Origin of the sequence: Pseudomonas sp. OV226 (assembly GCF_003148705.1) — a bacterium.
In the GTDB taxonomy this organism is placed as follows: Bacteria; Pseudomonadota; Gammaproteobacteria; order Pseudomonadales; family Pseudomonadaceae; genus Aquipseudomonas.
This window is the reverse complement of record NZ_QGGS01000003.1, coordinates 1-19,172: the sequence shown is the minus strand read 5'-3', so window position 1 is coordinate 19,172 and position 19,172 is coordinate 1. Positions and strand designations below refer to the sequence as shown.

18 protein-coding genes and 1 tRNA gene are annotated in these 19,172 nt (G+C 58.3%); 5 read left to right on the top strand and 14 right to left on the bottom strand.

Features of this window, described 5'->3' with window-relative positions:
• Window positions 1–280: 280 nt before the first annotated feature.
• Window positions 281–1,354 carry a fatty acid desaturase gene (locus tag C7534_RS06110; protein ID WP_109785278.1) on the bottom strand — a complete coding sequence of 358 codons (1,074 nt, stop codon included), beginning with the start codon at window positions 1,352–1,354 and terminating at the stop codon, window positions 281–283.
• A gap of 100 nt (window positions 1,355–1,454) precedes the next feature.
• On the opposite strand from C7534_RS06110, the gene C7534_RS06105 reads away from it, so the two are divergent.
• Window positions 1,455–2,459: an AraC family transcriptional regulator gene (locus C7534_RS06105; protein ID WP_046031349.1), complete on the top strand. Its 1,005-nt coding sequence runs from the start codon at window positions 1,455–1,457 to the stop codon at window positions 2,457–2,459.
• Here the strand turns inward: C7534_RS06105 and C7534_RS06100 are convergent, their stop codons facing one another.
• The 4 genes from C7534_RS06100 to C7534_RS06085 all read right to left on the bottom strand — a co-directional run bounded on the left by C7534_RS06100 (window position 2,460) and on the right by C7534_RS06085 (window position 4,606).
• Window positions 2,460–3,131: a HipA N-terminal domain-containing protein gene (locus tag C7534_RS06100; protein ID WP_109785277.1), complete on the bottom strand. Its 672-nt coding sequence runs from the start codon at window positions 3,129–3,131 to the stop codon at window positions 2,460–2,462. It lies immediately after the preceding gene.
• Complete coding sequence (locus tag C7534_RS06095) at window positions 3,124–3,372, bottom strand: helix-turn-helix domain-containing protein (protein WP_109785276.1); 249 nt, start codon at window positions 3,370–3,372, stop codon at window positions 3,124–3,126. The genes C7534_RS06100 and C7534_RS06095 overlap by 8 nt, the downstream gene beginning before the upstream one ends.
• Window positions 3,373–3,483: 111 nt before the next feature.
• Complete coding sequence (locus C7534_RS06090) at window positions 3,484–3,849, bottom strand: response regulator (RefSeq protein WP_046031352.1); 366 nt, start codon at window positions 3,847–3,849, stop codon at window positions 3,484–3,486.
• Between the two features lie 70 nt (window positions 3,850–3,919).
• Complete coding sequence (locus C7534_RS06085; RefSeq protein ID WP_109785275.1) at window positions 3,920–4,606, bottom strand: Crp/Fnr family transcriptional regulator; 687 nt, start codon at window positions 4,604–4,606, stop codon at window positions 3,920–3,922.
• Between the two features lie 81 nt (window positions 4,607–4,687).
• Between C7534_RS06085 and C7534_RS06080 the strand changes: the two genes are divergently transcribed.
• Window positions 4,688–5,206 (top strand): Mpo1 family 2-hydroxy fatty acid dioxygenase, encoded by a 519-nt coding sequence (locus C7534_RS06080; protein WP_046031354.1) that lies wholly within the window; start codon window positions 4,688–4,690, stop codon window positions 5,204–5,206.
• Between the two features lie 102 nt (window positions 5,207–5,308).
• Here the strand turns inward: C7534_RS06080 and C7534_RS06075 are convergent, their stop codons facing one another.
• The 6 genes from C7534_RS06075 to dibA all read right to left on the bottom strand — a co-directional run bounded on the left by C7534_RS06075 (window position 5,309) and on the right by dibA (window position 11,534).
• A complete protein-coding gene (locus tag C7534_RS06075; protein WP_046031355.1) occupies window positions 5,309–6,298 on the bottom strand; it encodes a sulfate/molybdate ABC transporter ATP-binding protein in 990 nt (329 codons plus the stop codon).
• A gap of 3 nt (window positions 6,299–6,301) precedes the next feature.
• Complete coding sequence (gene cysW / locus C7534_RS06070; RefSeq protein WP_046031356.1) at window positions 6,302–7,174, bottom strand: sulfate ABC transporter permease subunit CysW; 873 nt, start codon at window positions 7,172–7,174, stop codon at window positions 6,302–6,304.
• Between the two features lie 13 nt (window positions 7,175–7,187).
• Window positions 7,188–8,006: a sulfate ABC transporter permease subunit CysT gene (gene cysT / locus C7534_RS06065; RefSeq protein WP_033058556.1), complete on the bottom strand. Its 819-nt coding sequence runs from the start codon at window positions 8,004–8,006 to the stop codon at window positions 7,188–7,190.
• 69 nt (window positions 8,007–8,075) lie between these two features.
• Complete coding sequence (locus C7534_RS06060) at window positions 8,076–9,089, bottom strand: sulfate ABC transporter substrate-binding protein (protein ID WP_109785274.1); 1,014 nt, start codon at window positions 9,087–9,089, stop codon at window positions 8,076–8,078.
• Between the two features lie 69 nt (window positions 9,090–9,158).
• Entirely contained in the window at window positions 9,159–9,338 is a 180-nt protein-coding gene (gene oscA / locus C7534_RS06055; RefSeq protein ID WP_046031358.1) for a sulfur starvation response protein OscA, read from the bottom strand.
• Window positions 9,339–9,614: 276 nt separating this feature from the next.
• Complete coding sequence (gene dibA, locus C7534_RS06050; RefSeq protein WP_109785273.1) at window positions 9,615–11,534, bottom strand: phosphodiesterase DibA; 1,920 nt, start codon at window positions 11,532–11,534, stop codon at window positions 9,615–9,617.
• 147 nt (window positions 11,535–11,681) lie between these two features.
• Between dibA and desA the strand changes: the two genes are divergently transcribed.
• Window positions 11,682–12,866, top strand: coding sequence for a delta-9 fatty acid desaturase DesA (gene desA, locus C7534_RS06045; RefSeq protein WP_046031360.1), 1,185 nt, complete (start codon window positions 11,682–11,684; stop codon window positions 12,864–12,866).
• Window positions 12,867–13,014: 148 nt separating this feature from the next.
• A complete protein-coding gene (locus C7534_RS06040; protein WP_046031361.1) occupies window positions 13,015–14,004 on the top strand; it encodes a GGDEF domain-containing protein in 990 nt (329 codons plus the stop codon).
• A 32-nt stretch (window positions 14,005–14,036) separates the two neighbouring features.
• Here C7534_RS06040 and C7534_RS06035 read toward each other — a convergent pair whose 3' ends face one another.
• From C7534_RS06035 to gabD, 3 genes are all read right to left on the bottom strand, one after another.
• On the bottom strand, window positions 14,037–15,251 hold the full coding sequence (locus C7534_RS06035; protein WP_109785272.1) for a response regulator: 1,215 nt from the start codon (window positions 15,249–15,251) through the stop codon (window positions 14,037–14,039).
• Window positions 15,252–15,389: 138 nt separating this feature from the next.
• On the bottom strand, window positions 15,390–16,667 hold the full coding sequence (gene gabT, locus C7534_RS06030) for a 4-aminobutyrate--2-oxoglutarate transaminase (RefSeq protein WP_046031363.1): 1,278 nt from the start codon (window positions 16,665–16,667) through the stop codon (window positions 15,390–15,392).
• 183 nt (window positions 16,668–16,850) lie between these two features.
• Window positions 16,851–18,293: an NADP-dependent succinate-semialdehyde dehydrogenase gene (gene gabD / locus C7534_RS06025; RefSeq protein WP_109785271.1), complete on the bottom strand. Its 1,443-nt coding sequence runs from the start codon at window positions 18,291–18,293 to the stop codon at window positions 16,851–16,853.
• A 347-nt stretch (window positions 18,294–18,640) separates the two neighbouring features.
• Between gabD and C7534_RS06020 the strand changes: the two genes are divergently transcribed.
• Window positions 18,641–18,717: transfer RNA gene (locus C7534_RS06020), tRNA-Arg, on the top strand.
• Window positions 18,718–19,172: the final 455 nt, after the last annotated feature.

Genomic DNA, 19,172 nt, shown 5'->3' with positions numbered 1-19,172 from the left:
GAATGGGTCGGCATTTTTCCTGGGCAAAAAAAAGGGCCGCACCCTGCCAAGGAGACGGCCCCGGAAACTCAAAAACCTGTGAAGCGATGATTGTTCGAAACGGTTATCTAATAAAGGAATATTTAATTACTTTATTAGACCCATAAAGAATATGCGTTCAGCGATTCGTGGAACACCCAGCCTCCCTGCTGGTGTCTTAACGTATCGCTCGTTTGGGTCAGATTGATGACGAACGCCAATGCCATCGCTTGTTGCGTGTTTGAATTTCCGATCACAGCCATTACACCTGAGCGGCACGCACCTCTCGCGGCTGCACAGCTTCTTTGCGTGTAAACCGGTTGGCCCGGGCGAATGTGCCGAAATCATTGAACCGCACGCCCATCTCGCGCATCACTTTATGCGCGACCGGCACGGTCATCTGGCGAATGTAAAACGGTTCTTTCACGACAAAGTGATGGATGCCGTGGCTGCTGCCGAAGTTGAAGCAGAACGCCTGCAAGGGCCACAGCCATGCAGCGTTCAGCACTTGGGTTTGCTGAATGACGTTCCCCGGTTCCACGTCACCGTAGTAGTGCATGTTCGAGCTGATGAAGTGCAGGCAGAACGTGCGCAAGACATTCGGGCCGATAATCACCACCGCCGCGATGTCGATCAACTGCATCACCGACAACGTGGTCGCTGACCACTCGATAGGCGCGCCCATCAAAGACGCGATTCCGTTGGCCGCATGGAAGCCGAGAAACACGTACCACGCGCCCCAATGCAGCAGCGCCAGCGGTGCGTAGACCTTCACCGTGCGGTAGAGGATGCTGAATTTTTGCGCCCAGGTCTTGGCCCGTAGCATGCGGATAAACGACGACATGATGTTGTCGCCGATCATCAACAGTCGCGCAACACCCCAAGGCTCGCCGTTGGTGATGGCACGTTCTTCCATGTCGGTTTCAGTGCCGGACACCTTGTGGTGATTGAGGTGCAGATGACGACGGATCCATGGATTGATCGTGCTCGGCCGCGCCAGCCACACGAGCCCCATCATCAGGTTGTGCGGCACCCGCTGTTTGCGAAAGTACATGCTGTGAATCAGGTCGTGTTCCAGCTCGTGGGTCAACGAAGCAAAAAACGCGTTGAGCAACAGGCAGGCCCACCAGGCCATGTGCCCGGTCATGTAGAGGGCCGCCGACCCGATCATCCCGGTCAGGGCGAACGCCAGAATGCCTGCGCCGAGGGCGTCCTGGTGATTGAGTATCGGGTAGCGTTGACGCAATTCGACGCCCTTGGCCAGCACCACTTCACGAATATGTGCTGATCGCTGCGCTGCATTCAGTCGTTGGGGACTTGCAGAAGTACCGTGCATGCTTCCATCCTCTGGTTATTGATGTTCGCATCCTGCCTTGTGACTGTTTACAAGGTGGTAGCCGTGAACGCCAACCTGTTGACCGGAAGCGCCAATCAGCATGACTGAACCGACCTCCCTTGCCAGCTGGACCCGCGCCCTGCGCAAGCAGCTCGATGCCCTGGGCCTCGACAGCACCGCCCTGTGCCACCAGGCGGGGCTCGACCCGCAATTGATGGACGACCCGAACGCTCGTTACCCGTTGTCCAGCACCACACGCCTGTGGGAAATCGCGGTGCAGGTCAGTGGCGATCCGGCGATTGGCTTGCGCGTGTCGCGCTTCGTCAGCCCCACCACGTTTCATGCGCTCGGTTATGCGCTGGTGGCCAGCGGCAGTTTGCGCGAGGTGTTCGAACGCATCGTGCGCTATCACCAAGTGGTCAGCGATGCCCTGGAACTGGAGCTGACCCGTGCCGAAGATTGCTACCGTTTTCGCCTGAAAATTCCGCCCGGCAACCCCGCACCCGCATTCGAAGCCATCGACGCTTTCGCGGCGATTTATGTGCGCACCTGCCGCAATCGTCTGGGCCGCGATTACGCCCCACTGGCGGTGTACCTGCGCCGCCCGGAACCGGCAGATTCACATCAATGGCACAAGGTGTTCCGTTCGCCGGTGTACTTCGGCGCCGATGAAGACCGACTGGAATTTGCCCTCGTCGACTTCGACAGTCACCTGGACGACGCCAACCCGGAGCTGGCCGAGCACAACGAAACCGTGCTCAAGCGAACGCTGGCGCAGCTAAAGCCGCTGACCTGGGAGCGCAAGGTGCGCGATGCCATTGAAGAACAATTACCGGAAGGCGAACCCAGCGCCGAACACATCGCCAAGGCCCTGCACCTGAGCTTGCGCAGCCTGCAACGGCACCTGGCGGACGAAGGTTGCCGGTTCGATACGCTGCTCAATGAAAGTCGCGAAAACCTGGCGCTGTTGCACCTGCGCGACCCGCAGTGTTCGTTGAGTGAAGTCAGTTACCTGTTGGGCTTTGCCGATACCAGCAGTTTCAGCCGCGCGTTCAAGCGTTGGACTGGAATGACGCCGGGGCAGTTTCGGGATGGGTTGCGCTGATCAGCCTTTGACCAGACTGCGCGCAACGCCTGCTTCCCACTGGTCCAACATCCCGGCGCCAACCTCGGCAAATGCGCTGTTTGCCTTGATGTGGTTGCGCATTTCGATCATCGCCAAATCCATCCCATGGACGACTAGTTGCAGCAGTTCGTTGCAGCGCCCTTCGGTCAAGTTGCAGGCCGAGCGGCCAAAGCGCATCAGCACTTTGGGCTGCACGCCGGAAACACCGGAATATTGGCCATAGGTATCCATGAGGTCGTCGAACAAGCCTTGCGTGCCATCGTGAATCAACAGGTCTGCAAGACTGGTTTCGGGAGGCCGGTCGGGCACATTCTGCTCCGGTGTAATGCCTACTCGCCCAAGCTGGTGGGGACCGACAATAGTCAGCAGAGAAAAATCGTCAAATCCTCGAACTGCCTTACTGAAACGACGAGTCAACTCGTCGCGCAAAGCGCCTTCAGGCAAATTCATTTCAAAAAGCGGCGGCACGCCTCGCTCCCACGAGTAACTTTCGAGGCGAACCGGCATCGTCAACGAGACGGCGTTTTCTTCCTGCGTCTCTATCGCATAAGCAAACACAGTGTCGCTGCGAACCTGGCCTCGGCCGAGGTTTCCGACTGCGGTATCGCTGACATTGATTTGCAGCCTGTCCCTTTCCTGCGGTTCATCCATGGAAGTTCACCTTCTTGAGACTGTCGAGCGTGGGGCGCTTCGACTGCAGCGGCACGGCGGTCAGTTCATAACCGAAGCCGTTGAGGATCGCTTCGACCTTGCGCAAACCAATTTCAGAGACGGTATTGTTCTCTATGCCCGAGATCGTAGAACGGCTCATGCCGTACTGCTCTGCCAGCGCCTGCTGGGAGAGCTTTCGCTCTTTGCGTAGCGAACGGATTAGATCACCAAGATTTTTCATACGCCAACCTGCATTCCATACAGTGCAATAACTACTAACTTGTGTTTATGCATTGTATTTAGTGCAGTTCAGGCACAAAGTTCAGCTCAAATTTTAACCAACTGACAACCATCAGCGCCCGCGATCGCGCCGCAACAACTTGCGCACGCGCGCTACCAGCTCACTCATGGCGAACGGCTTGAGCAAGTAATCATCCTCATGCAACTCCAGGCCGCGCAGACGATCCTCGATGCCGTCCTTTGTGGTGAGGAGCAACACGGGCGTCTCGCCGAGCTTGCGGATCTGTTGCAGCAACTGCCAACCGTTGAGTCCCGGCAGCATCACGTCGAGGATGATCAGCTCGTACTCACCAGACTCGATAAAGCGCCGGCCGTCCATTCCGTTGAGCGCCACATCAACCGAATAACTCGCCTCACTCAGGCCTTTGGCCAGAAGTGCGGCGGTTTCGGGTTCGTCTTCCACTAACAGTACACGCATGGCACACCTCGATAATCGTCATCACAGGCTAGGCGCCTTCGCAGACAAAGCCCACCGATAACGTCGGGTTTCAAACAATCGCCAGCGCCCGCAGCCGCTCAGCGTCCAGAATCTCGATTTCGCCGTACCTCAGATCCAGAATCCCCTGCCCCTGCAACTCCTTGAGAATCTGATTGGTCGTTTGGCGCGACAGCGACAACATCGACGCCAATTGCTCCTGTGGCAGTTGCAGCACACGGCGAGGCGGGGTGATTTCGCCGTAACCGGCAGCGATCATCAGCAAGCGATGCGCCAGCCGTGCCGGTGCCGGCATCAGGCTCAATTGTTCGAGGTTGATGAAGGTCATGCGCAGTTTTTGGCTCATCAGCAACGCCAGTTGCCGCCAATACTGCGGTTGCTCATCGAGCAACTTCAGCAGTACCGCTTGCGGGATGTGCAGCAACACGCACTGGCCCACGCCGAACGCATCGTGAGTGCGCGGCTGGCCGTCGAACAGGCAGATTTCGCCGAACCAATGCGGTGGTTCCACCAGGCTCAGCAAGGCCTCCTTGCCCTGCTCGCTCACCGCGCCAATGCGCACCGATCCCTCGAGGACCGCGTACAGCCCGCACGGCGGATCGCCACGCTTGAACAGCAGTTGCCCCGCTCCCAGTCGTCGCGCCCGGGCAATCGCCAGCAGACTATGCTGGAAAGAAACGGGTAGATGACTGAACCACTGCCCCGTCATGAGGGTTGAACGCCAGTCCTGCATATCCATGAAAACTCCTAGACTGTCGCCTGGCTGACAGAGCGAAAAATGGCCCCGGGGCATGATCGATCACCCTACAGGAGAATAATAATGAAAAGCCTCGTCGACCACCTCAGTCAATACGCCGCCTACCACCGAGACCCGCGCAACATTGCCAGCCACTTTATCGGTATTCCGCTGATCGTGGTGGCAGTCGCAGTGCTGCTGTCGCGGCCGCAATGGGCCGGAGGCTGGCTTTCACCCGCGGTGCTGGTATCGCTGGCGTCGGCGTGGTTTTACCTGCGCCTGGAGTTGCGCCTCGGGGTGTTGATGACTGTGTTGCTGGCACTGTCCGTTTGGGCGGGGCAAACGCTGGCGCAGCAAAGCACGCTGGTCTGGCTGGTGAGCGGCATCGGCATGTTTGTGATCGGCTGGGCGATTCAGTTTGTCGGCCATCACTATGAAGGGCGTAAACCGGCGTTTGTCGACGACGTGACCGGGTTGATTGTCGGGCCGTTGTTTGTGGTGGCGGAGCTGGCGTTTTTGCTGGGGCTGCGGCATGACCTCAAAGAGCAGATCGAGGCGCGAGCCGGGGGTGTACGAATAAATCCGAATCGCGCTGCGGCCTAAGGCGCCATCGCTAGCAAGCTCGCACACATTGGATCTATGGCGTGCATAGAACTCCTGTGGGAGCGAGCTTGCTCCGGGCGGCGCTCCGACGATGCTTTTGCTTTAGAGGTTGGCGAGTTTCTGCCAGACCTTGGGCTTGAAGAACAGCGTCTCGCCCTTCGCCAACCCGGTCAGGCTGTCATGGTCTTTCACCACTTCAGCTTCAATCAGTTCGACCTGGCCTTCGACCTTCAACGTCACCCGAGTCGTCGCGCCCAACGGACGAATGTCGCGCACTTCAGCCGCGTGGTGATCTTCCAGCTCATGACGTGACAGCGACACCTCGTGAGGACGGAACAGCACGTGATGGTCCTCCCCCAGATGCAGCCGGTTCGAGTCGCCGAGGAAGTGATAGACGAAATCGCTGGCCGGGTTTTCGTAGACGTCGCCCGGTGAGCCGATCTGTTCGATCACCCCTTTGTTCATCACTACGATGCGGTCGGCCACTTCCATCGCTTCTTCCTGGTCGTGGGTCACGAAAACGGAGGTCAGGTTGATGTCTTCGTGCAGACGCGCGAGCCAGCGGCGCAGCTCTTTGCGGACCTTGGCGTCGAGAGCACCGAACGGTTCGTCGAGCAGCAGGACTTTCGGTTCCACCGCCAGGGCGCGGGCCAGGGCGATGCGTTGGCGCTGGCCACCGGAGAGCTGTTCCGGATAACGATCCGACAGCCAATCCAGTTGCACCATGTTCAGCAATTCGTGGACTTTCACCGCGATCTGGCTTTCGCTCGGGCGCTGGTTTTTCGGCTTCATGCGCAGGCCGAATGCGACGTTGTCGAACACCGTCATGTGGCGGAACAAGGCGTAGTGCTGGAACACAAAACCGACGTTGCGATCACGCACGTCATGGCCGGACACGTCTTCACCGTGGAACACGATGTTGCCTTGATCCGGGGTTTCCAGCCCGGCGATGATCCGCAGCAGCGTGGTCTTGCCGCAGCCGGACGGGCCGAGCAGCGCTACGAGTTCGCCGCTCTGAATGTCCAGGCTGATGTTGTCCAGCGCCTTGAACGCGTTGAAATTCTTGCTGACGTTACGCACTTCGATCGACATGAATTATTCCTCCGCGGCGCTGGCGCGCAGGCGGTTAATACGGTTTTCGCTCCACTGCTTGAGCAGCAGGATGAAGAGCGCCAGGATCAGCAACAGGCTCGCCACGGCGAACGCGGCCACGTGGTTGTATTCGTTGTAGAGGATCTCAACGTGCAACGGCAAGGTGTTGGTCACCCCGCGAATGTGCCCGGAAACCACCGACACCGCACCGAACTCACCCATCGCCCGCGCGGTACACAGCACCACGCCGTAGATCAGCCCCCATTTGATATTGGGCACGGTGACGTGCCAGAACATCTGCCAGCCATTGGCGCCCAGCAGGCGCGCGGCCTCCTCCTCCTGAGTCCCTTGTTCCTGCATTAACGGGATCAACTCGCGAGCCACGAACGGCACGGTGACGAAAATCGTCGCCAACACGATGCCCGGCAATGCGAAGACGATCTGGATGTCGTGATCCTGCAGCCACGGCCCGAACAGGCCCTGGGCACCGAACATCAACACGTAAACCAGACCGGCGATCACCGGTGAGACCGAGAACGGCAGGTCGATCAGCGTCACCAGCATGCTCTTGCCGCGGAACGAGTACTTGCTCACGCACCAGGCGGCGCTGACACCGAACACCAGGTTCAGCGGCACGGAAATCAACACGGCGATCACCGTGAGTTTCAGCGCCGACAGCGCGTCCGGTTCAAAAATCGCGGTGAAAAACGCACCGAGGCCAAGCTTCAGGCCCTGGGACACCACGATGAACAGCGGCAACAGCAGAAACAGCGCAAAAATCAGCCAGCCAAGACCGATCAGGATTCTTCGCGAGGTGGCACTGCCACGGCGCGCAGCGTTGGCCGAAGAGGCGGCAGCGATAGACGATTGGGACATGGTTCGCGCCTCCTTATGGGGTTTCGATGCGACGTTGCAGCAGGTTGATCAGCAGCAACAGGACGAAAGAAACCACCAGCATCAGTACACCAATGGACGTGGCGCCGGTGTAATCGTACTGGTCGAGTTTGACCATGATCAGCAGCGGCAGGATCTCGGTCTTCATCGGCATGTTGCCGGCGATGAAAATCACCGAGCCGTACTCGCCGACCCCGCGGGCAAAGGCCAAAGCGAAGCCGGTCAGCCACGCAGGCAACAACGCGGGCACCAGGATATGGCGGAAAACCTGCAACGGTTTTGCACCGAGGCACGCCGCCGCTTCCTCCACTTCACGGGGAATATCGGCCAATACCGGCTGTACGGTACGTACTACGAATGGAAGTGTCACAAAAGTGAGGGCAAGGGTGATGCCCAGGGGGGTGTACGCGATCTTGAAACCCAGATCCGCCGCAAACTGACCCACCAAACCGGTGGGGGTGTACAACGCAGTCAGTGCGATACCGGCCACCGCAGTCGGCAAAGCGAAGGGCAAGTCGATCATTGCGTCGATGACTTTGCGCCCTGGGAAGGTATAGCGCACCAGTACCCAGGCGAGCAGCGTGCCGATGATGCCGTTGATGATCGCGGCATAGAGCGCGGTGCCGAAGCTCAGCTTCAACGCCGCCAGCACCCGTGGCGCCGAGATAATTGCCCAGAACTGATCCCAGGTGAGTTGAGCGGCGTGGACGAACATCGCCGCCAGTGGAATGAGCACAATCAGGCTGAGGTACACCAAGGTGTAGCCCAGCGTCAGCCCGAAGCCGGGTATGACGGGGGAGATACGACGCGACATAAAAGTCCTTGGTTGAGAACGCGCAAAGCCCCGACGGTTAAATCGGGGCTCGTTGATGGCTATTTAAGACTACTGCGCCTGGTAAATCTGGTCGAACACGCCACCATCGTTGAAGAACTTCGGTTGTGCGGTTTTCCAGCCGCCGAAGTCTTTGTCGATGGATACCAGCTCCAGGGTCGGGAACTGCTTGGCGTATTTGGCGGCCACGTCTTTGTCACGAGGACGATAGAAGTTTTTCGCCGCGATTTCCTGGCCTGCCGGGCTGTACAGATGCTTGAGGTATGCTTCGGCGATCTGCTCGTTACCCTTTTTCTCGGCGTTTTTGTCGACCACGGCCACTGGAGGCTCCGCGAGGATCGACAGCGAAGGCACGACAATCTCGAACTTGTCGGCACCACCGTCTTCTTTCAGGGCCAGGAAGGCTTCGTTTTCCCAGGCCAGCAACACGTCGCCCTGACCGTTGTTGACGAAGGTGATGGTCGAGCCACGAGCACCGGTATCCAGCACCGGAACGTGCTTGAACAGCGTCTGGATGTAGTCTTTGGCTTTACCTTCGTCACCGCCATTGGCTTTCAGGCCGTAGGCCCAGGCTGCGAGGAAGTTCCAGCGTGCACCGCCGGAGGTTTTCGGGTTCGGGGTGATGACCGATACGTCATTTTTGACCAGGTCGCCCCAGTCCTTGATGCCTTTGGGGTTGCCCTTGCGCACCAGGAACACAATGGTCGAGGTGTACGGCGTGCTCGCTTCCGGCAGACGCGTCTGCCAGTCGGCCGGCAGGGTCTTGCCGAGTTTGGCGATTTCGTCGATGTCGCCGGCCAGGGCCAGGGTCACGACGTCAGCGCGCAGACCGTCAATGACAGCGCGACCCTGTTTGCCCGAACCACCGTGGGATTGCTGGATCTTCACGTTGTCGCCTGCGTGATCCTTCTGCCAGAACTTGATGAACTCGGCGTTGTAGTCCTGATACAGCTCACGCGTCGGGTCGTACGACACGTTCAGCAGTTCGTAATCCTTGGCGACTGCGGAACCCGCAAAAAGGGCACTGGCCAGGGCGGCCAAAGCAAAATGACGAATCGACGACATGGTGAAAGCTCCTGGAATTCTGATTGTGTTGGCTTTTTTATGGAGTGCTGGAAGCGGGTCGCCGATTTCTCAGCTCGGCTTGCTCGGGTTCTGCAAACGGAATTTCTCTTTGCGTTCGATCTGGACGACCTGGGCGTTGTGCACGGTGATCTCCACCGCCCCAAAGCGCAGATCGCGCAACGCGCTCTGGATCTCACGCAAAATGGTTGCTTCGTCTTGGCCATCAACACTACGTAGGGATGCGCTCATGGTGCTGCTCCTTCAACTGAGAGGTTGCCTGGCAGTGGCGGCACTGCTTGCGGCGTGAGACCAATAGTAGAGAGGCGCGGTTATTCTTAAAAAGACTATTTAAGAATGTTTATATAACCAGAAAATATTATTTGGCGGGACGGGGGGTTACGGCGTGTTGATCGTTTCCATGCCCTGCGCAGGAATGCATTCGATGACGCTCTGCGTCATGGTTTTGCGGCAACGCGGAGCGTCCCGGGCGGCATTCCCACGCAGAGCGTAGGAACGATCGCGGGCTTATCGAATAACCGGCGCACACATCCAATCCAGTTGCTCAGCCGGCACCGGTCGCCCAAACCAGTAGCCTTGCCCCAGATCGCAGTCATGCTCCAGCAGGAAACCGGCCTGCTCAAGCTGCTCGATCCCCTCGGCATGCACCTGCATTCCCATGCTCTGCGCCAAGGCAATGATCACCCGCACAATGGCCACGTCATCCTCATCCCAGGGCAAACCTGCAACAAATCCCTGGTCGATCTTGAGCTTCTGCACTGGCAATCGCTTGAGGCGCAGCAGCGACGAATAGCCAGTGCCGAAATCGTCGATGGCCAACCGCACACCCAACTCACGCAGGCGATGCATCTGCTCCAGCGCCTCCTCCGGATCATCCATCACTGCGCTTTCAGTGACTTCCAGTTCGAGATACTTCGGGTCAAGGCCCGTCGCATCAAGCACCCGAACTACTTGCTGATACAGCTCACGCCGGGCAAACAGTCGAGATGAAACATTCACCGCGACAAACGACAACGCCACACCCGCCGCTTGCCACTGGCACATTTGCTCACAGGCTTGCTTCAAGACCCAGGCATCGATCTCGGCAATCAGCCCGATACGCTCGGCGACGGGGATAAATTCTGCCGGCGACACCAGCCCGCGCTGCGGATGTTCCCAACGCACCAACGCTTCCACCCCTATCAGACGGCTGGTCTTGAGGTCATGCACGGGTTGGTAATGGACGCGCAACTCCTGCTGCTGCAGGGCGCGCCGCAATTCAAACGCTATTTCCACGCGCTGCTGGGCATGGGCCGTCAATTCTTCGGTGTAAAGCGCGTAACCATCGCGCCCTGCACTCTTGGCCTTGAACAGCGCTGAGTCGGCGTTGCGCAACATTTGCTCGGCACTCAAGGCATCACCGGGAAACTGACTGATGCCGACACTGGTGTTGATAAAAAGTCGATGCCCGTCGATATAGAAGGGCTCGCGCAGACCATCGATGACCCGCTGAGCCAACGTCGCCGCCTGCGCCACTTGCGGACAGTTTTCGGCGAGCACCGCAAACTCGTCACCGCCCAGGCGCGCCAGCGTGATTCCCGGGCCGAACAGGGCTTTCAAGTGCTCGGCCACGGCTTTTAGCAACTGATCACCCACGGTGTGCCCGAGACTGTCGTTGATCATCTTGAAGTGATCGAGGTCGATCATCAGCAACGCGCAACTCCGTTTGTGGATTTGCGCCGACGCCAGTGCCTGTTCGACACGGTCGGTGAACAACAGCCGATTGGGCAAATCGGTCAGCGGGTCGTGGTGAGCCAGGTGTTTGAGCTCATGCTCGGAGTTTTTGATCGCACTGATATCGGAAAACACCGCAACGTAATGACTGTGCCGCCCCTGATCGTCATGAATGATGCGGATGGTTTGCCATTGCGGGTAGATTTCACCGCTTTTGCGGCGGTTCCAGATTTCCCCGCTCCACTCGCCAGTGCTGTGGAGGGCTGCAAACATCGACCGGTAAAACGACGGTGGATGATGGCCCGATTTGAACAGACTGGGTTGTTGGCCCAGCACTTCATTCTGCTGATAACCGGTGATCGCCATGAAGGCCCGATTTACATGGACAATCCGTCCGTTTCTATCGGTGACCAGAACACCCTCACGCGTGCAATCGAACACGGCTGCGGCCTGGCGCAAGCGCTCCCGGTCGGCATGCCGCTCGCGCAGTTTGGCGCCGATCCCCAGACACTGGAACAGCCGGGCCCGGGCAACGAAGATCAACCCTGCGCTGAGCACCACCCAGACATAGCCGTTGATCAGTTGCCATCGCAATAACTCAGCAGAGCTATCGAAGAAACTGTTCAATAAATAGCCGCTGAACGCCATCCAGGCGACTGAAATCAACAGATAAAGCAGCGCTGTACGCAGGGCATCGCGATAGGTGGCAGACATTGGGCCGTCCATGTCCCTACAGTAGGGTTGGAATTATAGGTTGAAGACACATCCAGCCACTCTTATCTGAAAGGGCGACTGGTTTTATCCGTGGGCTTAGTGATAATGCAACGGCTGTTTTTTTCTTTATCGAGGGCCCTATAGCCTATGTGGTACGAAGGTTTTCTCGGCTTGTCGCCTTGGTCTCTGGTCGCAGTCACTCTGTTGATGACCCACGTCACGATTGTTGGCGTTACGGTCTATTTGCATCGTTATTCAGCCCATCGCTCGCTTGAGCTCAATGCCGGCCTGAAACATTTCTTCCGCTTCTGGTTGTGGCTGACCACTGCACAGAACACCCGCGAGTGGACGGCCATCCACCGCAAGCACCACGCCAAATGCGAAACCGTCGATGACCCGCACAGCCCGGTCATCAAGGGGCTTTCCACCGTTCTGCGCAAAGGCGCCGAGCTGTACCGCGCCGAAGCGGAAAACCCCGAGACCCTGCGCATCTACGGCAAGAACTGCCCCGAGGACTGGATCGAACGCAACCTCTACAGCCGTTATCCGCTGTTGGGTGTGGCGATCATGGGCGTCATCGACTTGCTGCTGTTCGGCACCATCGGCATCACCATCTGGGCCATCCAGATGATGTGGATCCCGGTGTGGGCCGCCGGTGTGGTCAACGGCCTTGGTCATGCCATCGGCTACCGCAACTTCGAATGCCGCGATGCGGCGACCAACTTGGTGCCTTGGGGCATCCTGATCGGCGGCGAAGAACTGCATAACAATCATCACACCTACCCTAACTCGGCAAAATTGTCGGTGAAGAAGTGGGAGTTCGACCTTGGTTGGGCCTGGATCCAGGTCTTCAGTTTCTTTCGTCTGGCCAAAGTCCAGCGTGTTGCACCGATCGCCCACCGGGTTGAAGGCAAAGGCAACCTGGACATGGACACCGCCATGGCGATCCTCAATAACCGCTTCCAGATCATGGCCCAGTACCGCAAATTGGTTATCGCGCCACTGGTCAAGCAAGAGCTGGAAAAGGTTGATCACTCGGTCCGCCATCAATTCCACCGCGCCAAGCGCCTGCTTTCGCGGGAAACCAGCTTGCTGGATGAAAAACACCACGTTCGCATCCAGACCATGCTCGAGCACAGCCAGGCGCTGAAGGTAATTTACGAGAAACGCCTGGCCTTGCAGCAGATCTGGGTCAAGACCAGCTCAAATGGTCATGACATGCTCGCTGCCATCAAGGACTGGGTGCATGAAGCCGAGGCCAGCGGCATTCAATCGCTGCGCGACTTTGCCGACCAGTTGAAAACCTATTCCCTGCGCCCTTCCGCTGCCTGATGCCGTTGATCGGTGCGCCCCCGCTCGCGGGCGCACCCTTCGGAACTTAGCTCTAAATCCCCTATCTCAAAGACACTTCGCCCCCCGGCGAGCTTCGCTGTAGCCGCTTTCGAACCTGGAGCGGCGCAGTACTTTGAGATTTGTCTCGATGGTCCATAAAAACCCGCACGACTCATCCTTTGCGCAATCGCCAGACACGGCTCAAACCCTGATGGCGCTGATGCATGCCCAAAGCGAAGTGGCGCGACTGAGCGAGCGCGAACAGCTGTTCAGCTCGCTGCTGGTGAGCGTCAATGCGGTGCTCTGGGCATTCAATTGGGAAACGCGTCAGGTGCTCTATGTCAGCCCGGCCTATGAGCGGATTTTCGGCCGCAGCGCCGGGAAATTGTTGTCCGACTGTAACGAATGGCGCGACAGCATTTACCCCGACGATCTGGACTATGCGCAGCAAAGCCTGGCCGAAGTACTGGTCAAAGGCGCCGTTGAAGATCGCGAATACCGCATCATCGATGCTGACGGACAGGTTCGCTGGCTCAGCGACAAATGCTTTATCAACCGACAGGCCGAACCCGGGCAACCGGTCATCATCGTGGGCATTGCCGAAGACATCACCGAAAAAAAGCGGATGGACGCCGAGCTGCAACGTTTGGCCACCACCGACGTGCTGACGCAAAGCAGTAACCGCCGGCACTTCTTCGAATGCGCGCAACGAGAGTTTGCACTCGCACGCAAGCAAGGGACGCCGCTGGCGTTCCTGTTGCTGGACATCGATGATTTCAAAGTGGTCAACGACACATACGGTCATCCGAAAGGTGACACGGTGCTGCAACAGATCGCCGAAAGCGGGCGCGGGGCATTGCGCCGTGGGGATGTGTTCGGGCGAATTGGTGGCGAAGAATTCGCGGCGGTGTTCCCCGGCTGCGCGCCCGACACGGCCATGCAAGTGGCCGAACGTCTGCAACGGCAGATTCAACAATTGAGCTTCAGTCATGACGACCAGACGTTCGGCATCACCGTCAGCCAGGGCTTGACCAGCCTCACCGAAGCCGACGAAAGCCTCGACAGCCTGTTCTCACGGGCGGATGCGGCGATGTATGAGGCCAAGCGACAAGGCAAAAACCGGATTGTTTCCAGCTAGCAGGCCAATCACCAACCCCCTTAGTGTATGGCTTACTTTTTGCGCAAACGCATCAGCTCCGGCAAGCCAATCTTGAGCAACCGCGCCGTGCGGCTCCTGGCTAGCGCCTCAATGCCCTCGTGCTCCGTCAGACGCGCCAATTGCGCCGCCATGTTCATCACTAGCGCTTCGCGAGAGTAAACCCCGCCACCGAGCTGATAGACCGCCGCAATCAGTTCTCGCAACTCCAGCGGCAGCCGCCAGCGAGTGCGCAGTGCCGAACCGTAGGCTGCACCGAACTCGGTGAGCGCATCACCCACCTCTTCCCACTCATCCAACTCACCCCCGGCCTGCTTCCATTCCTGCAAACACTTGAGCAATGCCAGGTCGCCAAGTCGATGCAACAAACCTGCGCAATAACAACGCTCTTGATCCAGATCCAGCAAGCGCGCCAGCGTCCGGGCGTATTCGGCGGTATGCAGCGACAACTCCCAATAACGCTCGGCATAATCCGCCAGGAACGGATCGCTCAGTCGGGCACTGCGCTTGAGGGTCAGCCCCAGAATGAGGTTCATGCTTTGCCCCGTCCCCAATCGGTGCAACGCTTGAGACAGGGTTTGAACCGCTGCCCCCAGATGATGGCCTGCGCTATTGGCGGCGGCGATCAATACCGCGGTGATCTGAGGGTCGGTACGGATTTCAGCTTCGAGTCGGGTCAGGTCCAGTCGCTGGGGGGTGAGGCTGCGCTTGACCGCCACTTGTACGTCAGTCATCAACGGTGCGCCATCCGCCAGCTCCCGACGACGCTCCAGATACACCGACAACGTCATGCCTTGTGCCAGCACCGGTATCGCGCAGGACACTTCCTCACCGACATTCAGCAGCAACTCCTCCAGGCGGTGGGTCAGGTTTTCCATGTCCAGGGGTTTGGTCAAGTAAGCGGTGGGCGCCAGGGGCAAGGCTTCATGCACACTCGCGCTGTCATTGCGGCTGCTCATCAGAATGAAGGGCAGCAATGGATTGCGCTTGCGCTGGCGCACATTGCGCAACACATTCAGGCCATCGACGCCGGGTAACTCCCAGTCGACGATGACCAGGTCATACGGCACGTCCGCCAGCAGTTCCAACGCCTGCTGACCATCGGCGCACAGGTCCAGCCGCGCGTCGCAGCGCACATTCAGCAACACCTGTTTGAGCAAATCGCGAGACCAAGGGTCAGCCTCGGCAATCAACACTCTCGGTACAGCGGGCAAATCAACGGCACTCATGCAATACGCTCCCTCGCAATGCATGAACCTTAGTCAACACTGACTGCCCGATACATAACAAATGCACTCAATGTGTTTCAAGAGGCGTAAAAAAACCCGCCTAAGCGGGTTTTTTGTCGATCAGGTCACACAAGGTGATTACAGCTCGGAGAAGCACTCTTCGATGATCGCCAGACCTTTGTCCAGTTGCTCGTCCGGCGAAGTCAGCGGTACCAGGACGCGCAGAACGTTGCCGTAGGTGCCGCAGGACAGCAGGATCAGGCCCTTGTCGCGAGCCTTGGCCACAACCGACGCTACCGCAGCAGCATTTGGCTTGTGGCTGTCGCCGTTTTCAAACAGCTCAACAGCGATCATTGCACCCAGGGCGCGGACTTCACCGATAACCGGGTACTTGGCCTGGATGGCTTTCAAGCCAGTGACCAGACGCTCGCCGACAGCCTTGCAGCGGTCCAGCAGGTGTTCTTCTTCGAACACTTCCATCACGGCCAGGGCCGCAGCGCAAGCGATCGGGCTACCGGCGTAGGTGCCACCCAGGCCGCCTGGAGCGATGGCGTCCATGTATTCGGCCTTGCCGCATACACCCGCCAGCGGGAAGCCGCCTGCGATGGACTTGGCGAACGTGGTCAGGTCGGCAGCAACGCCCATCTGTTCCATGGCGAAGAAGGTGCCGGTACGGCCAGCGCCAGTCTGTACTTCGTCAGCGATCAGCAGGATGCCGTGCTGGTCGCACAGAGCACGCAGACGCTTCATGAATTCTTTAGGCGCAACGTAGAAACCACCTTCGCCCTGCACTGGCTCGATGATGATTGCAGCGATGTCACGCGGTTCAGCATCGTTCTTGAAAATGCGTTCGATGCTGGCGATCGAATCGTCGATGCTCACACCGTGCAGTTCGTTCGGGTACAGGGCGCGGAACACGCCGCCTGGCATCAGGCCCATGCCGGCGGAATAAGGCACGACTTTACCGGTCAGGCCCAGGGTCATCATGGTGCGACCGTGGTAAGCGCCGGTGAAGGCGATCACGCCGGCACGGCCAGTGGCGGCACGGGCGATTTTCACGGCGTTTTCTACGGCTTCGGAACCCGTGGTCACCAGCAGGGTTTTCTTGTCGAAATCACCTGGGACCTTGGCGTTGATTTTTTCGCACACTTCTACGTACGGCTCGTAGGCCAGAACCTGGAAGCAAGTGTGGGTCAGCTTGTTCAGCTGCTCGGTTACGGCGGCGATGATTTTCGGGTGCACGTGACCGGTGTTCAGCACAGCGATACCGCCGGCGAAGTCGATGAACTCACGACCTTCAACGTCGGTCACGGTAGCGTTCTTCGCGGACTCGGCGAAGATCGGGTGAATCTGGCCTACACCACGTGGAACAGCAGCGGTACGGCGGGCCATCAAAGAAGCGTTAGTCTTGCTCATACAGTCCTCATTCACCGCTCATCGGGCGGCGTGGTTCAAGGATTAAGTGGCGGGGAGCAACGGCAACAGCATGCGATGATCGACTGTCACTACGTTCCCGGCCACCGAGAATAATGCGATTTGAAACGCACAAAGGGTCAGCGCTCTCGTGCCCTTTGTGCTTGAAGCAATGCCTTGCCGGGCTTAGATGCCCAGGCAGAGGTATTTGATTTCCAGGTAATCTTCGATGCCGTACTTGGAGCCTTCACGGCCCAGGCCCGAGGCCTTGATGCCACCGAACGGCGCGACTTCGTTGGAGATCAACCCGGTGTTGACGCCGACCATGCCGTATTCCAGGGCTTCAGCCACACGGAACACACGGCCCAGGTCGCGAGCATAGAAGTACGAAGCCAGACCGAACTCGGTGTCGTTGGACATCGCAATCACTTCGGCTTCGTCTTTGAAGCGGAACAGCGGTGCCAATGGACCGAAGGTTTCTTCTTTGGCCACTGCAGCGTTTTTCGGCACGTTGGTCAGGATGGTCGGCTCGAAGAAGTTGCCTTCCATGACCTTGCCACCCGCCAGAACGGTTGCGCCTTTGCTGATTGCGTCAGCAATGTGCTCTTGTACCTTGGCCACGGCTTTTTCATCGATCAGCGGGCCAGTGGTGGTGCCGGCTTCCAGACCGTTGCCGATCTTGAGTTTGGCCACGGCCACTTTCAGCTTCTCGGCGAATGCGTCGTAGACCGAGTCCTGGATGTACAGACGGTTGGCGCAGACGCAGGTCTGGCCGTTGTTGCGGTATTTGGAAATGATCGCGCCTTCGACGGCCTTATCCAGGTCCGCGTCGTCAAACACGATGAACGGCGCGTTGCCGCCCAGTTCCAGGGACACTTTCTTGATGTCCTTGGCGCATTCAGCCATCAGCTGACGACCGATTTCGGTCGAGCCGGTGAAGGACAGTTTGCGTACGATCGGGTTGCTGGTCAGCTCGCTACCGATGTCGCCGGCGCTGCCGGAAACAACGCTGAACACACCGGCTGGAATGCCGGCACGCTGAGCCAGTTCAGCCAGAGCGAATGCGGAGAACGGGGTTTGCGAAGCAGGCTTGAGCACCATGGTGCAACCGGCAGCCAGTGCTGGGCCGGCTTTACGGGTGATCATCGCGGCCGGGAAGTTCCACGGGGTGATGGCAGCGGTCACGCCGATTGGCTGCTTGATCACGATCAGGCGCTTGTCTGGCTGGTGGCCAGGAATCACGTCACCGTAGATGCGCTTGGCTTCTTCAGCGAACCACTCGATAAAGGAAGCAGCGTAAACGATTTCGCCCTTGGCTTCGGCCAATGGCTTGCCCTGCTCGAGGGTCATCAGGCGAGCCAGGTCGTCCTGGTTTTCGATAATCAGCTCGAACCAGCGGCGCAGCTTGTTCGCGCGGTCCTTGGCGGTCAGAGCACGCCAGGCCGGCAGCGCTTTGTCAGCGGCTTCGATGGCACGACGGGTCTCGGCGGCACCCATTTTCGGCACAGTGCCCAGAATTTCGCCCGTTGCCGGGTTGTTCACTTTGATCGTCTGACCATTGTCTGCGTCGACCCAAGCGCCATCGATAAAGGCTTGCTGGCGGAACAACTGGGTGTCTTTAAGCTGCATGTCGGCTTTCCTTAACAGCACCGCGGCAGGCGCGGAGCAAATTATGATTGTAGAAAGGCGCCCTTAGGCTGCCGTCAGGGAAATCATTCACTGGGCTGAAGCACATAAATAGCGCACCGATGGATATCGTGCGGTTCAGCACCCAGACAAGAGCGTTTGAAATCTCAAACGAATCCTAGGATCAAAGGGGGTAAAGGACAATAGCCTGTTCGAAAAAAAGAACGAAAACGCCGCATTTGCGTTATTTTTCGGATCAACGTAGCAAACACACGTTACGCTTTCAAAAAACACAAGCGATTCAGCAGCATGGACGCCCGCTACACATATGAGTATCATGGCGCCCGCTTGCACCAGTAGCTCAGCTGGATAGAGTACTGCCCTCCGAAGGCAGGGGTCGTGGGTTCGAATCCCGCCTGGTGCACCATACGTTGAAACGAGAAAGCCTCAGTCCTTAGGGTCTGGGGCTTTTTTGTGGGTGATGGTCTGCTATTCCTAATCCCGGGGCATCTTGGGCGGCGCATGCCTGAGGCATGTGATCATGCCCTGAAGCACAAGCAAATCAGCCTGCCAGGCCTACCGGGCGGCCTGTAAGCTCCCCAGAAGCTTTATGGCCAGGTCTTCGGCGAATCAGGCTCTTCGTTCCTCGCCCAATAACACGGCACGCTAAGGCGCGCTCAAGCGGCGTTTTGGACTAGCGCAAGCTATTCGTAAAGCCTTGATCGAGCATGAGGCCTGAGTATTCATGCTTGAAGCAGATCACCTGCGTACGAACTTTCCTGCGGGCAAAACAAAACCCCAACTGCTTTCGCAATTGGGGTTTCGGAATTTAATCTTGACGATGACCTACTCTCACATGGGGAAACCCCACACTACCATCGG